This is a genomic window from Parvularcula sp. LCG005 (assembly GCF_032930845.1).
GTDB lineage: Bacteria > Pseudomonadota > Alphaproteobacteria > Caulobacterales > Parvularculaceae > Parvularcula.
Genome location: NZ_CP136758.1, coordinates 1,937,650 through 1,950,856 on the forward strand (window position 1 = coordinate 1,937,650; position 13,207 = coordinate 1,950,856).

Annotated in this window: 13 protein-coding genes; 5 read left to right on the forward strand and 8 right to left on the reverse strand. The window is 59.7% G+C overall.

Going from position 1 to position 13,207, the window contains the following annotated elements:
• Positions 1–15: 15 nt before the first annotated feature.
• Complete coding sequence (locus RUI03_RS09175) at positions 16–1,221, reverse strand: pyridoxal phosphate-dependent aminotransferase (RefSeq protein ID WP_317287158.1); 1,206 nt, start codon at positions 1,219–1,221, stop codon at positions 16–18.
• Between the two features lie 117 nt (positions 1,222–1,338).
• Between RUI03_RS09175 and RUI03_RS09180 the strand changes: the two genes are divergently transcribed.
• The 3 genes from RUI03_RS09180 (at position 1,339) to RUI03_RS09190 (ending at position 3,791) form a co-directional block, all read left to right on the forward strand.
• Positions 1,339–2,499, forward strand: coding sequence for a mechanosensitive ion channel family protein (locus RUI03_RS09180; protein WP_317287159.1), 1,161 nt, complete (start codon positions 1,339–1,341; stop codon positions 2,497–2,499).
• A gap of 41 nt (positions 2,500–2,540) precedes the next feature.
• Complete coding sequence (locus RUI03_RS09185; protein ID WP_317287160.1) at positions 2,541–3,338, forward strand: DUF1338 domain-containing protein; 798 nt, start codon at positions 2,541–2,543, stop codon at positions 3,336–3,338.
• Positions 3,339–3,425: 87 nt separating this feature from the next.
• Positions 3,426–3,791 carry a hypothetical protein gene (locus RUI03_RS09190; RefSeq protein WP_317287161.1) on the forward strand — a complete coding sequence of 122 codons (366 nt, stop codon included), beginning with the start codon at positions 3,426–3,428 and terminating at the stop codon, positions 3,789–3,791.
• A gap of 73 nt (positions 3,792–3,864) precedes the next feature.
• Here the strand turns inward: RUI03_RS09190 and metG are convergent, their stop codons facing one another.
• The 5 genes from metG to RUI03_RS09215 all read right to left on the reverse strand — a co-directional run bounded on the left by metG (position 3,865) and on the right by RUI03_RS09215 (position 9,759).
• Positions 3,865–5,553: a methionine--tRNA ligase gene (metG, locus tag RUI03_RS09195; RefSeq protein ID WP_317287162.1), complete on the reverse strand. Its 1,689-nt coding sequence runs from the start codon at positions 5,551–5,553 to the stop codon at positions 3,865–3,867.
• A 90-nt stretch (positions 5,554–5,643) separates the two neighbouring features.
• Entirely contained in the window at positions 5,644–6,426 is a 783-nt protein-coding gene (locus tag RUI03_RS09200; RefSeq protein WP_317287163.1) for a MipA/OmpV family protein, read from the reverse strand.
• A gap of 21 nt (positions 6,427–6,447) precedes the next feature.
• On the reverse strand, positions 6,448–6,939 hold the full coding sequence (locus tag RUI03_RS09205; RefSeq protein ID WP_317287164.1) for a hypothetical protein: 492 nt from the start codon (positions 6,937–6,939) through the stop codon (positions 6,448–6,450).
• 64 nt (positions 6,940–7,003) lie between these two features.
• A complete protein-coding gene (gene parC, locus RUI03_RS09210; protein WP_317287165.1) occupies positions 7,004–9,280 on the reverse strand; it encodes a DNA topoisomerase IV subunit A in 2,277 nt (758 codons plus the stop codon).
• Between the two features lie 71 nt (positions 9,281–9,351).
• Positions 9,352–9,759: a hypothetical protein gene (locus RUI03_RS09215; RefSeq protein WP_317287166.1), complete on the reverse strand. Its 408-nt coding sequence runs from the start codon at positions 9,757–9,759 to the stop codon at positions 9,352–9,354.
• Positions 9,760–9,928: 169 nt separating this feature from the next.
• Here RUI03_RS09215 and RUI03_RS09220 point away from each other — a divergent pair, with 169 nt between their 5' ends.
• Entirely contained in the window at positions 9,929–10,675 is a 747-nt protein-coding gene (locus tag RUI03_RS09220) for a sulfite exporter TauE/SafE family protein (protein WP_317287167.1), read from the forward strand.
• A 6-nt stretch (positions 10,676–10,681) separates the two neighbouring features.
• Here the strand turns inward: RUI03_RS09220 and RUI03_RS09225 are convergent, their stop codons facing one another.
• On the reverse strand, positions 10,682–11,206 hold the full coding sequence (locus RUI03_RS09225; protein ID WP_317287168.1) for a cell wall hydrolase: 525 nt from the start codon (positions 11,204–11,206) through the stop codon (positions 10,682–10,684).
• Between the two features lie 3 nt (positions 11,207–11,209).
• Positions 11,210–12,088 (reverse strand): 3-deoxy-8-phosphooctulonate synthase, encoded by an 879-nt coding sequence (gene kdsA, locus RUI03_RS09230; RefSeq protein ID WP_317287169.1) that lies wholly within the window; start codon positions 12,086–12,088, stop codon positions 11,210–11,212.
• A gap of 91 nt (positions 12,089–12,179) precedes the next feature.
• On the opposite strand from kdsA, the gene RUI03_RS09235 reads away from it, so the two are divergent.
• Positions 12,180–13,157 (forward strand): KpsF/GutQ family sugar-phosphate isomerase, encoded by a 978-nt coding sequence (locus tag RUI03_RS09235; RefSeq protein ID WP_317287170.1) that lies wholly within the window; start codon positions 12,180–12,182, stop codon positions 13,155–13,157.
• The last annotated feature ends 50 nt before the right edge of the window (positions 13,158–13,207 follow it).

Consider the following 13,207-nt stretch of genomic DNA (forward strand, 5'->3'; position numbering starts at 1 on the left):
TATCGAAGAAACCGATCAGTCGGTCAGCCCTTCCACAAATTGGCCAATTCGGCTCAACGCTTCGGTCAGGCTCGCATCATCGGTGGCATAGGACAGCCGCAGGAACGGGCTCATGCCAAAGGCTGTGCCGGGCACGGTGGCGACGGCCTGTGCTGAGAGAATGGCTTCCGCCACATCGAGATCGGTCTGCAGAACCTGCCCTTCGTGACGTCTGCCGATCAGACCGGCGCATGAGGGGTAGACATAGAACGCGCCCTGGGGCGTCTGGCACTCAAAACCCGGGATGGCGTTGAGGCTGTTCACGACAAGGTCGCGACGGCGGCGATAGGAGCTGCGCCAGTCGTCGAGAAACAGATGATCGCCTTGCAGCGCCGCGCGACAGGCAGCTTGCGAAACCGAGCACGGGTTGGTGGTCGACTGGCTCGCCAGCTTGCGCATCGCGGTGATGAGGGGCGCGGGCCCCGCGCCGAAGCCAAGGCGCCAGCCGGTCATGGCGTAAGCTTTTGATGCCCCATGCACGATCAGTGTCCGGTCTTTCAGATCGGGTGCTACCGCCGCGATCGTGGCGAAAGGCGTATCGAAAACGATGTGCTCATAAATATCATCGCTCAGGATCCAGACATGAGGATGCCGACGCAGGACCGCGGCCAGCGCGGCCAGATCGTCATGGGAATAGACAGCACCGGTGGGATTGCCCGGCGAGTTCAGAACCAGCCATTTTGTTCTGGGCGTGATCGCCGCCTCAAGCGCATCGGGTTTGAGAATAAACCCATCATCAGCGGTCGTCGGAGCAATGATCGCCTCGGCCCCCATCAATTGCGGGATCGCAGGATAGGACACCCAGTAAGGTGCCGGAATGATGACCTCGTCGCCCGCGTTGAGCGTCGCCATGAACGCGGCGAAGATCAGGAACTTGCCGCCTGGCGTGGCAGCAACTTCGTTATCATTATAAGTCAGACCGTTGTCCCGCTGGAATTTGGCGGCAATCGCCGCCTTCAGCGCCGGGGTGCCGTCAATCGCAGTGTACCGCGTGTCCCCTGCCCTGATCGCCGCGATCGCCGCCTCAGCCACGTGCGGCGGCGTATCGAAATCAGGTTCACCCACTGACAATGCGATCACGTCTCGGCCCGCGGCTCTGAGCTCACGCGCTTTCTGCGTCATGGCGACGGTTGGCGATGGGGCAATGCGCGAAATCGCGTCAGAGAAAACGAGATTATTCATGACCTACTTTCATCCGCAAGGAACACGTTGGGCGTTGGCGCGTTGTGCCCATCTATGGTTTATGCGCAATAAACACGTCAATGGACGGGTGCTGCGTGCGGGCAGAGGGGCTATCCTATGATATCACGCGAATCGGCACAGGCAGCGTTCTGGGACGACATTGATTTTAGAGGACTAGCCGAGACAAAAATGGAACAATTGAGAAACTGGATCGACTGGCTGATGACCGATGGTGCCGACTGGACCATCTGGTGCGTCGCCGGCATCGCCGTTTTTATCGGGCTGCGTTTCCTGCGCGCCATGCTGTCGGGCATGTTTCACACGTCCAAGAAAGACGAACGCGCGGTCCGCAACCTGATCAGCCGTCTGCTCTCTGCGACGACCAGCCTCTTCCTGTTGCTCCTGTCGTTCTCCGTCACGGCGCCGTTCGCTATCGAGCTGACCGAACTGCATGCCGAGATCCTGCAGAAATCGATGATGGTCGCCTTTGTGCTGCAGGGGGCTCTCTGGGTGCGGGTGATCGCCGATGCCTTCCTGAATGGCATTGTCGAGCGGAACTCCGCCGACGCCAGCACGCTGGCCTCCGCCAAATCCTTGCTGACCCTCTTCCTCAATATTGCCATCTTCGCCATTGCGCTGATCCTGATCATTGAGAATCTTGGCGGGAATGCTGCGGGCCTGATCGCAGGTCTCGGTGTCGGTGGTATCGCCATTGGCCTTGCCGCCCAGTCCGTCTTTCAGGATCTGTTCTCCAGCCTTGCTATTGTCCTCGACAAGCCGTTTGTGAAAGGCGATTTCATCGCATTCAACGGCAATCTGGGCACGATCGAAAAGATTGGCATGAAGACCACTCGCCTCAGAACGTTAAGCGGCGAGCAGTTGTCGGTCACAAACTCCAACCTGCTTGATAGTGACATTCGGAACTACAAGCGGATGGAAGAGCGCCGCATCGTCTTTTCGGTTGGTGTGACCTATCAGGCGCCCCGCTCCACCTTGGAAGTCATTCCGGGCCGGATCCGGCAGATCATCGAAGCGAAAGAAATGTGCCGCTTCGATCGAAGCCATCTCGCCAGCTACGCCGACAGCGCGATCACGTTCGAGACGGTCTACTACGTTCTGTCCAAGGAATATGGCGACTACATGGACGTGCAGCAGGAGATCTATCTCGAGATTCATGCCCTATTCGAAGAACTGGATGCTGAATTCGCCTATCCGACGCGGACATTGTTCATTGAAAATCCGGTGGCCCTCCAACCTCAAAAGCCCCAATCTGAATAAGGGGCAAAATCTTGTGTGCCGTCAGGCAGGAAACAAAGAAAATGACTGAACTCGACAACCTGTTTGACCGCCTCTGGCGCCAGTACACCACGCTGAATCCAGAGGCGGCGCGGATCCACGCGCTGTTCGAGGAGCGCGGCGAAACGGTGCAGAACGACCATGTTGCCTTCCGCACTTTCGCTGACGACCGGGTCGGCATTGAAGTTCTTGCCAAGCCGTTCCTCGAGCTCGGCTACAAACCGGCGGACACGTACAGGTTTGAAGAAAAAAAGCTCTTTGCCCGCTATTACGCGCATGAAGACCCGAAATATCCGAAGGTCTTCATCTCGGAGCTTCTGCTTCAGGAGCTGTCGTCAGAGCTGCAGTCGACGGTGCGCGGCCTGATCGATCAGGTAACGGATAAAGATTTGGAGAATCCGGAACTGCTGACCTCCGGCCGTCTGTGGAACGTCGACAGCGCCACCTATGAGCGTCTTCACGCAGAGTCCGAATATGCCGGCTGGATGTCCGCTTTTGGCTTCTGCGCCAACCATTTCACCGTTTACGTCAACGACCTGAACAGCTTCGACAATATCGAGGACCTCGCCGTTTTCCTGATGGAGCATGGCTTCCGGATGAATCAGTCCGGCGGTCTCATCAAGGGATCACCGGACGTCTTCCTTGAGCAGTGCTCAACAATGGCGACGCATATCGAAGTGCCCTTCACCGATGGCAGCCAGACCATCCCGTCCTGCTATTACGAATTCGCCAAGCGATACACCATGCCTGCAGGCGGCGTATATCAGGGCTTTGTTGCCTCGTCCGCCGACAAGATTTTCGAAAGCACAAACCGATCCTGAGGACCCGCGGCGCGCGAATTTGCCCTAGGCAAAGCATTAACCTCTTGTTAGCCTTACCCCGAATGCAACAGACCAGAGGGGCAGGTTATGTTCGAAGTGATCTTCACGGATATTCGCGAGGCCGTGGATGCGGTCTGGTATGACAGCAGCCGCACGACACTCGTCCTGATGGCCGTGGTCATCATCGGCCAAGGCGTGCTGATGAAACGGTGGGGCGAAGCATTCGGCAAGGCGTCGCAGGGACTCGTGTTTCTGGGCCTGCTGGCCTTTCTCGTGCACCAGCTTCTGCCGCAGGAAACCTATAATCTCGACGGCATCAGCAGCAGCTTCATCGGCGCATGGGCCAGCGTCATGGCAATGCGGATACAGGACATCCTGGGGTATCTGGTCATTCTTTTCATCGGTGTGCTGATCGTTCATGCACTGACGTCGCTGGTGAAGAAAGTTCTCTGACCACGAATATCAGTGATCAAACAAAAAGGCGGCTCTTTCGGGCCGCCTTTTTCATTTATCACTGTGGCTTCAATCAGTCGCGCGGGGCGCCAAATCGTTCCGCCCATTCCTCGATCTGCTCAGGCTCGATTTTCGACACCAGCACCTCCGGCTGATTGAACGCGGTACCGCGCGGCAGAGTGTCAAGAAGGTCCTTCGCTGCGCCGGTTGGCCAGGCGGGCGTCTCCACGGGGTCACCGAAAATGGCTTGCAGCTTCGCCGATGTGAACGGGATCACCGGGGCCGACAGGGCGGCAATGATTTTCACCAGGTTGAGCGCTGTACGGACACCGACGGCGGCCTTGGCAGGATCAGTCTTGAACGCGGCCCAGGGCGCGGCTGTCTGCAAATATTCATTCCCGGCCACCCAGATACCGCGCAATTCGGCAAACGCCTTACGGAACTCGATCGCTTCCAGATAGTCCGTATAGGCCTTGATCCGTCGATCAAGCTCGGCCGCCAGCGTTTCCTCGGCCTCGCCCCACTCACCACCATCCGGCACCATGCCGTCAAACCGAGAACCGGCAAAGCGGGTGACCCGGTTCACCAGATTGCCAAGCACATCGGCAAGATCCTTGTTCACCGCCCCGGCAAAGCTCTCCAGCGTAAAGGACGTATCATCGCTTTCCGGCGCATTCGACATCAGATACCAGCGCCAATTGTCCGGCGACGAGATTTCAAGCGCCGTGTCCATGAAGATGCCGCGTCCCTCTGACGTCGAGAACTTGCCGCCATACCAGTTCAGCCAGTTCAGGGTCTTCAGCGTATCGACTTTCTTCCAGGGCTCGCGCGATCCGATCAGCGTGCAGGGGAAACTGACGGTATGAAAGGCGACATTGTCCTTGCCCATGAACTGGATATACCGGGTGTCATCGGCGCCTTCGTCCGTCTTCCACCAGCGCTGCCAACCCTCTGGATCCCATTCTTTCGTGGCGGCGATATATTCGATGGGCGCGTCAAACCAGACGTAGAACACCTTGCCATCGAACCCTTCGCGCCCGACGGGCACACCCCATTGCAGGTCACGGGTGATGGAACGGTCACGCAGGCCCTCGTCCAGCCATTTATAGGCGATCGATTTTGTCAGCTGCGGCCAGTCGGCGTGACTGTCGACCCAGGCGCGCACCTCATCCGCCAGCTTTGACTGCAACAGATAGAGGTGCTTGGTTTCCCGCACCTCAATATCCCGAGACCCTGAAATGGCCGAGTACGGATCGATCAGGTCGACAGGGTCCAGCAGCTTCCCGCAATTGTCGCACTGGTCACCGCGCGCCTTCTCGAACTTGCAGTTTGGGCATGTGCCTTCGACATATCTGTCAGGCAGGAACCGCTCATCCGCGATCGAATAGACCTGGCGATCCATTCTTTCATCCACGAAGCCATTTCTGATCAACTGGTTGGCAAAATGCTGCGTCAGATCATGATTGGTAGGAGACGAACTGCGCCCGAAATGGTCGAAGGACAGGCCAAATCCGCGCCCGGCCTCGGCCTGAATGTCATGCTGTTCAGCGCAATAGTCGGCGACCGGGACGCCAGCTTTCTTCGCCGCCAATTCAGCTGGGGTGCCATGCTCATCTGTTGCGCAGATATAGGCAACGTCGTGCCCCTTGGCCCGCTGGAACCGCGCATAGACATCGGCTGGCAGCATGGAACCGACGAGATTGCCCAGATGCTTGATGCCATTGATGTAGGGAAGCGCAGAAGTGATGAGAATGCGAGACATGGGGCCTTGGGATCCGAGAGATTGCGTCAGGACGCCTCAATTGGCCCAAAGGCCCCCAAATCGCAATCCCTGCTGCCCGCCCCCTGCCCGTTAGTAGAACAGCCGAACCAGCGAGATGCCGAAGGTCGTGCGGCCATCGGCATCGACGAGCGGGCTGTCCTTGATCTCGTCAGCGAGGAACTGGTGCTGCACCAGACCGGCCAAGGCCCAGCGCGGGCTGACCGCCTGCCTGAACTGCACCCCGATAGCCGGACTGATCGTTTCCCCGGGGGCATAGGCGGCCCGAAGGAAGTCCTCGCCGGAGCCCGCATAGTCACTCAGAGTGGCCGCCTCATCAGAGCGGACACCGTAATAGTAATTCGCCAGATCAGCTGAGCGGTAAATCACACTCGCATAGGGACGGATTTCAGCGCCGCGGTTCGGCACGAATTTATAGGACGCCGTCAGTTTCGCGTCGTAGCCCTCATGGGTGCCCAGCACATCAAAACGGGTTTGGGCGGAAAGGCGCGCCGCACCGATTTCGTAGCCAACGCTCACGCCCGCTTCGAGCGTGCCATCACGATCGTCCATCCCGGCCAAGACGGGGCTTTCATCGGCTTCATAGCCTTCGAACCGATAGTCCGCGAGCAGAGACACCGACAGTTGGTCCGTCTTGAGCACATTGAAGAAGGCAGCCTTGCCGATCAGCGAGAACCGATCATGCGTGAAAACGATGACCGGGATGGCATTGACCGAGACATCCTCATCGAGATCGCGATAGGGTTCCGCGTTGACGATGACGCCCAATCCCACCGCATTGACCGTGTCCGGTCGGACAAAGTCCTTTTCGGTGTCCTGCCCTGCCAGCATGGTCGCAGCGAGAAGTTCAATCATGATGATTTGCCTTTTGGCCGCTTAGTTGGAGCAGTTGGTACTTGCCACCTTGTCGGTGAGGTCAGCATCATAAAAGTCAAAGCCGCGTGCTGTCTGGAAGACCGCGACGCAGGAATTGATTTCTGCGCGATCGGCCGTCGCCGGGTACTTGAAGCACAGGCGATCCTCACTGACACCCCATTGGCCGAGAAACGCATTATTGTCGGCAGCGTTATAGAACCGGCCATCCGTGTCCAGAAATTCGGCAAACTGCTCTCCGTTAGGATAGCAACCGCGCATGACCCGTCCCCGGAAGGCACTGTCAATCTGAGTGGTGGTCAGGCGCCGGCCTTCAATCGCGGCCTCACGCCGGGCCTGGTTTTCCTCAGGTCCCCAATCTTCCCAATCCTTTGTCGGCTCAGTGATGGGCGGCGGAGTTTCTGGGGGCGGCTCATTGCTGCCGATCGTGGGCATACGCGCGGCGCAGGCGGCCAGACCGGCAATCAGGGTAAAGGCAGCAATTCTCGACCACATCACGATTTCTCCCGCGTTCCGTCATTATCTATGGCGCATGCCGCCAAAGGCCAGTGTCGACCGATCAGTCGCTGTCCGGTCCGAAATCGCCCGACCTTGGAAACCCCTTCGGCACCGTCTTGCCAGCCTGCGCCCGTTTGCCGGCCCAGTCTTTCCACGCTGGCTCGCTTTGCACGCGGCCAGCACGGTCCACCCATGTAAGGCCATCAGACGCCTTCAGCAATTTGGCGTCAGCGAGAGAACCCGACGAGAATTTTTGCAGCGCGACGCCCTTGCCCCGCGTCATGGTGGGCATTTCGTCGGCAGGAAAGATCAGCAGCTTGCGGTTCGTACCGACGGCCGCGATCATGTCACCTGCGCCCGGCTCCCCATCGATAATGCGGCAGACCTGTGCCTCTGCCCCCGCCGCCGGGTTCAGGACCTGCTTGCCCTTCTTGGTGGTGGCCAGCGCGTCTTCTTCCTTGACGAACAGCCCGTGACCGGCGCTGGACGCCACAATCAGCATCCGCTCACCTTTGTAGATAAAGGCGCGGGCGAGATCGTGCTCATTACCAAGATCGATCATCAGGCGCACGGGCTCCCCGTGGCCTCGTCCGCCTGGCAGATCCTTGACATCGAGCGTGTAGAACTTCCCGTTCGTCGCAAAGAGCATCAGCTTGTCAGTCGTCTGCCCACGGATGGCGAACCGTTCCTTGTCGCCTTCCTTGTATTTGACCGCTGACAGATCCTCGACATGCCCTTTCAGGGCACGAACCCAGCCCTTCTGCGAAATGACAATCGTGACGGGTTCTTTTTCAATCAGGTCTTCAAGATCGACTTCCACACCCTCCGGCGCGTCTTCCATGGACGTGCGTCGGCGGCCGAGATCGGATTTGGGATCGAAGGCCTTTTTCGTCTCCCGAAGCTGTTCGGTCAGTTTTGACCATTGCAGCTCGTCAGAGCCGAGCAGCTTCTGAAGCGCAGCCTGCTCTTCCAATAGCTCGGAATGTTCCCGGCGCAGCTCCATCTCTTCCAGCTTGCGCAAAGAGCGCAGTCGCATGTTGAGTATCGCCTCGGCCTGATTGTCGGTCAGTTTGAATGCCTTGATCAGCTCCGCCTTCGGATGATCCTCATACCGAATGATCCGGATCACCTCATCGAGGTTGAGATAGGCAATAATGTAGCCATCCAGAATTTCCAGACGGCGAGCGATCTTCTCAAGCCGGAAATTCGTCCCCCGAACCAGCACTTCCTTGCGATGGTCAAGAAACGCCTGAAGGCAGTCGCGCAGGGACATGACCCGGGGTGCGCCGGTCGCATCCAGAACGTTCATGTTCAGCGGAATTCGGGTCTCAAGATCAGTGACCTTGAAAACAGATTCCATGACCACATGGGGATCAAGATTGCCCGCTCGCGGCTCGAGGATCAGGCGGATGTCTTCTGCCGATTCGTCACGGATATCCGTGATGGCCGGCAATTTGCGCGCCTGGATCAGTTCAGCGATCCGTTCGATCAGTCGCGATTTTTGCACCTGATACGGAATTTCCGTGATGACGATCTGATAGCGGCCGCGCCCCAGATCTTCCTGTGACCAGCGCGCGCGGACGCGGAAACCGCCCCGCCCGGTGGCGTAAGCCTCAAGTATGCTGGCCTGTGGCTCCACACAGACGCCGCCCGTCGGCAGGTCAGGGCCTGAGACGTAGTTGAGCAGCGTTTCGGTCCGGGCGTTTGGTGTCTTGATCAGGTGGATCGCGGCATCAATTAGCTCTGCCGGATTATGCGGCGGAATGTTGGTGGCCATGCCGACGGCAATGCCGCTCGACCCGTTGGCGAGGAGGTTGGGGAACGCGGCGGGCAGAACGACAGGCTCACGATCCTCACCATCATAGGTGGCGCGGAAATCAACCGTATCCTCATCGATACCGTTCAGCAGCATTTCCGCGGCGGTCGTCAGGCGGCTTTCCGTGTACCGCATGGCGGCCGCGTTATCGCCGTCAATATTGCCAAAATTTCCCTGCCCGTCGACGAGCGGAATACGGACGGAGAAATCCTGCACCAGCCGGACCATGGCATCATAGATGGCCTGGTCACCGTGCGGGTGAAAGTTACCCATGACCTCGCCAACGACCTTGGCTGACTTCTTGTAGCTGCCGGTCGGGCTCAGTTTCATGTTCCGCATCGCATATAGAATGCGACGGTGAACAGGCTTCAGACCGTCGCGGACATCCGGCAGCGCACGCGCCGTGATGGTCGACAGCGCATAGGCCAGATACCGACGCGAGAGAGCCTCGCTGATCGGTTCATTGAAAATCTGTTCGGGACGCTCAGGGGGCGGTGTCGTGGATTTGGATTTACGGGCCATTCCGCTCGATTAAAGCGATTGAACCCTTTGGGAAAGAGGCGTTTCTCCACCTCCGGACCGGATGGCGCCGGTCAGGCGACCAGTGTTCGCAGTTGGCGACGACGGGCGATGAGCTCCTCCACAAGGATCTCCACGACATCACCGCCCACAGGCTTCATGACCACCGCACATTGATAGGGCGATGCCTGGCGCGAGACGACAGGATCGACACTGCCGGTCATGAAGGCAAATGGAATACCGCGCTCAGCCAATGCATCGGCCACGGCTTCAGACGTCGTGCCGTCCGTCAGATTGACGTCGAGAAGGGCGATACTGGGGCAGCTGATCGCGATGACGTCGATGGCCTCTTCGGCGCTGGCGAACGGGCCCACCGCTTCGTGACCAAGCTCGGCCACCATCTGACAAAGATCAGCGCCGATGATCGGTTCGTCCTCTACAATCAATACTTTGGCTGGTGCCGTCACAGTGCCGTCCTTCATCGTGTCGATCTTTCGCAAACGCACAATGCGCGCCTTTCGTTCCACATTGACTCCCCGATAAACGCTACTGAACGCTCCAGAAAATGTCACTTGGTTGACAATTGCGGCACCTGTAAGACACGCGGCTGGAAGTTTCCCGGCGCCGGTCCGGACTTCAAGGCTTTGTCCAATGGACTCCCTGTTTTTTGTTTTCGTTCTGATTGGCTTTTTTGCGCAGCTCGTCGATGGCGCCCTGGGCATGGCCTACGGCGTGACCTCGACCACCGCTCTGGTGGCGGTCGGTCTGCCTCCTGCCGTTGCCAGTGCCAACGTGCACCTGGCCGAAATTTTCACGACCGCCGCCTCGGGTACCTCCCACGCGATTGCGCGCAACATTGACTGGCGCCTCTTCCGCCGCCTCGCCTTTTTCGGCGCCCTCGGTGGCGCCATTGGCGCCTGGGGGATCAGCACGGTCGACCTGCACCTCGCGCGTCCCGCTATTGCCGCCTATCTCTTCGTCATGGGACTGGTTGTGCTGCGCAAAGCGATCCTGCCGCCCGCACCACCTGCGCAGATCAACAAGGTCGGCCTCTTGGGTCTGGTCGGCGGCTTCTGCGACGCGACCGGTGGCGGCGGCTGGGGGCCGATTGTCACGACGAACCTCATCGCACGCGGCGGTGCGCCGGCCAAAATGATTGGTACGGTCAACCTTGCGGAGTTTGTGGTCACCGTGACCACCTCGGGCGCTTTCTTCCTGGCCCTGGGCGCCAATTTCGGTGTGGCCGCAGCAGGCCTTCTGGTGGGCGGTCTTGTGGCCGCGCCCCTGGCCGCCTTCCTGGCACGCAAAGCGCCCCGTCGCGGCATGATGGCGGGCGTTGGCATTCTGATCTGTCTGGTCAGCGCCTACACGATCTGGACGTTTTTCCAGTCGCTTTAGATCGACCTAGCGATAGAAGACGTGTCGACCGATTTCGACCGTCTTCTTCATGTGCTCAGTCCAGTAGGGTCGCACATAGGTCGCATGAAAGCTAGTCGCGCCATAAGTTGTGTCCGTGTACTGATCCATCAGAACGGCTGCGGCGATATGGTCTGCCATCTGATGGAGGTGCCGATTTCGCGGCGTGTCGGGCTTGCCGTCGCACCACCAGCTGAACTGACAGGGCGGCGTCTCGCCCCCTTGTTTGACGACACCGCACGCGGATTGTGGATAGAGCAGCGCGTCCATCCGATTGCGGACGGCATGGGCCACCGCTTCCATCCCGGCCCAGCCGTCGCTGCGGGCCTCATGATAGATCGCCAGCGCCAGACAGGCGCGTTGCTCCTCAGACGGATTTTTAGGCAGGACCAGCGGCAGAAGATCCACGAGCTGCCGTGAGGTTGGCGGCACGGGCAGACGGGGCCCGCGCGTCAGGTCGAAAACGACGAGTGCGCACACCCCGATCATTGCAGCACGAAGCCACAGACGCATGGACTATTCTGCGAACCAGTGCAGGTTCTTGCGCGACTTCGCCACGCGATCGAGCTCCACAAGCTCTTCGAGGAAATTGCGCAACCAGTGCAGCGGCACCATATTCGGTCCGTCCGATGGCGCATTGTCCGGGTCCTGATGGGTTTCAGCAAAGACCCCGGCGACACCTACGGCTATAGCCGCGCGGGCCATGGTGGGCACCATCTCGCGTTGACCACCGGAGGAACTGCCCTGCCCGCCCGGTTGCTGCACCGAATGGGTGGCGTCGATGATGACTGGCGCACCGATGTCGCGCGCCATGGTCGGGATGCTGCGGAAGTCCGTCACCAGCGTGTTATAGCCAAAGCTGACGCCGCGCTCGGTCACCAGCACATTCGAGTTGCCGGACTCGGTCACCTTGGCGACGACATTTTTCATGTCCCAAGGGGCCAGGAACTGCCCCTTCTTGATCTTGATGACCCGGCCGGTTTCGGCGGCGGCGATCAGAAGGTCCGTCTGGCGGCACAGAAAGGCGGGGATCTGCAGCACATCGACGACTTCGCCGACGGGGGCGCACTGCTCCCGCTCATGAATGTCGGTCAGGCAGGGGACGCCCAGGGTCTCTTTGACCTCTGCGAAGACCGGCATGGCTTCTTTCAGGCCCATGCCGCGTTTACCGCCAAGGCTTGTCCGATTCGCCTTGTCAAAGCTTGTCTTGTAGACAAAGCCGATGCCCAGATCGTCGGTGATTTCCTTGATGGCACTGGCCATTTCGAGCGCGTGGGCGCGGCTCTCCATCTGGCATGGCCCGGCAAAGAGCATGAATGGCAAATGATTGCCGATTTTCACATCGCCGGCGGCGGCGCTGATGACGACTTCGGGATTGGCTTTGGTCTGAGGCATGCCCTCTCCTAGACGATTTGGCGATTTGCTCCTAGATGCGGGGCCTTCGCGCCGGGCACAAGCCCTTCTAACTGAACCATTGGATAGATAGATGGACGATAATCCGCTGAGTGTGGCCGCCGATGTGATCCGGATCGAAGGCGATGGCCTGGCCCTGATGCGCGCCGCGCTTGATGATCCGTCGAGCGATCTGGCGCGGGGCTTTTTCGCCGCTTTCGAGACCATCAAGGAGGCCCACGGCCGCGTCATCGTCAGCGGCATGGGCAAGTCTGGCCATATTGCGAGAAAGCTGGCCGCTACCCTCGCCTCCACGGGCACGCCCGCCATGTTCGTCCACCCGGCCGAGGCGAGCCATGGCGACCTGGGCATGGTCGGGGATCAGGACATCGTCATCGCCATGTCCAATTCTGGTGAGACGCCGGAGCTGCGGGACATCATCGCCTATTGCGGGCGCTATGACATTCCGCTGATCGCCGTGACCTCTCGGCCTGATTCATCGCTGGGCCGCGCGGCGGACATTCTCATGCCTCTGCCCCAGGCCGATGAAGCGTGCGGAGAGACCCGGGCCCCCACCACCTCAACCACCATGACCCTCGCGCTGGGGGATGCACTGGCCGTGGCGCTGTTGCGGGACAAGGGCTTCTCGCGGGAGGATTTCCACGCCTATCACCCCGGCGGCAAGCTGGGCGCGTCCCTGCAGAAGGTGCGGCACATCACGCCGGAGGGGCGCGTCGTTCCCCTCGTCCCCCTTGGCACCGGGATGCGCCGCGCGGCGGAGGCGATCAACAAGGGCGGCTTTGGCTGTGTCGGTGTGACCGACGGCGAAGGACGGCTGATCGGCATCGTCACGGATGGGGATATCCGCCGCCGGTTCGACAATGGCGTCCTCGATCAGTTCGTAGACAAGGTGATGACGAAAAACCCGCGCAGTGTCAGCCCCGACACCCTCGCCGCCGAAGCGCTGGGCATCCTCGCCAAGACCAAGATCACCGCCCTGTTCGTGGTCGAGGACGAAAAGCCCGTCGGCCTGATCCATGTCCACGACATGCTGTCGACGGGGGTGATGTAGGCAGTCTTCCGTCACTTTTTCAGTGTGCGTTGTTAAGCCGTCACCCCGGC

Bases quoted from the DNA above. Each gene is read 5' to 3' on its own strand.
- RUI03_RS09185 (WP_317287160.1), top strand. From the start codon at position 2,541: ATGACTGAACTCGACAACCTGTTTGACCGCCTCTGGCGCCAGTACACC.
- parC (WP_317287165.1), bottom strand. From the start codon at position 9,280: ATGGCCCGTAAATCCAAATCCACGACACCGCCCCCTGAGCGTCCCGAA.
- RUI03_RS09225 (WP_317287168.1), bottom strand. From the start codon at position 11,206: ATGCGTCTGTGGCTTCGTGCTGCAATGATCGGGGTGTGCGCACTCGTC.
- RUI03_RS09200 (WP_317287163.1), bottom strand. From the start codon at position 6,426: ATGATTGAACTTCTCGCTGCGACCATGCTGGCAGGGCAGGACACCGAA.
- RUI03_RS09220 (WP_317287167.1), top strand. From the start codon at position 9,929: ATGGACTCCCTGTTTTTTGTTTTCGTTCTGATTGGCTTTTTTGCGCAG.
- RUI03_RS09190 (WP_317287161.1), top strand. From the start codon at position 3,426: ATGTTCGAAGTGATCTTCACGGATATTCGCGAGGCCGTGGATGCGGTC.
- kdsA (WP_317287169.1), bottom strand. From the start codon at position 12,088: ATGCCTCAGACCAAAGCCAATCCCGAAGTCGTCATCAGCGCCGCCGCC.
- RUI03_RS09180 (WP_317287159.1), top strand. From the start codon at position 1,339: ATGATATCACGCGAATCGGCACAGGCAGCGTTCTGGGACGACATTGAT.
- RUI03_RS09175 (WP_317287158.1), bottom strand. From the start codon at position 1,221: ATGAATAATCTCGTTTTCTCTGACGCGATTTCGCGCATTGCCCCATCG.
- RUI03_RS09215 (WP_317287166.1), bottom strand. From the start codon at position 9,759: ATGAAGGACGGCACTGTGACGGCACCAGCCAAAGTATTGATTGTAGAG.
- metG (WP_317287162.1), bottom strand. From the start codon at position 5,553: ATGTCTCGCATTCTCATCACTTCTGCGCTTCCCTACATCAATGGCATC.
- RUI03_RS09235 (WP_317287170.1), top strand. From the start codon at position 12,180: ATGGACGATAATCCGCTGAGTGTGGCCGCCGATGTGATCCGGATCGAA.
- RUI03_RS09205 (WP_317287164.1), bottom strand. From the start codon at position 6,939: ATGTGGTCGAGAATTGCTGCCTTTACCCTGATTGCCGGTCTGGCCGCC.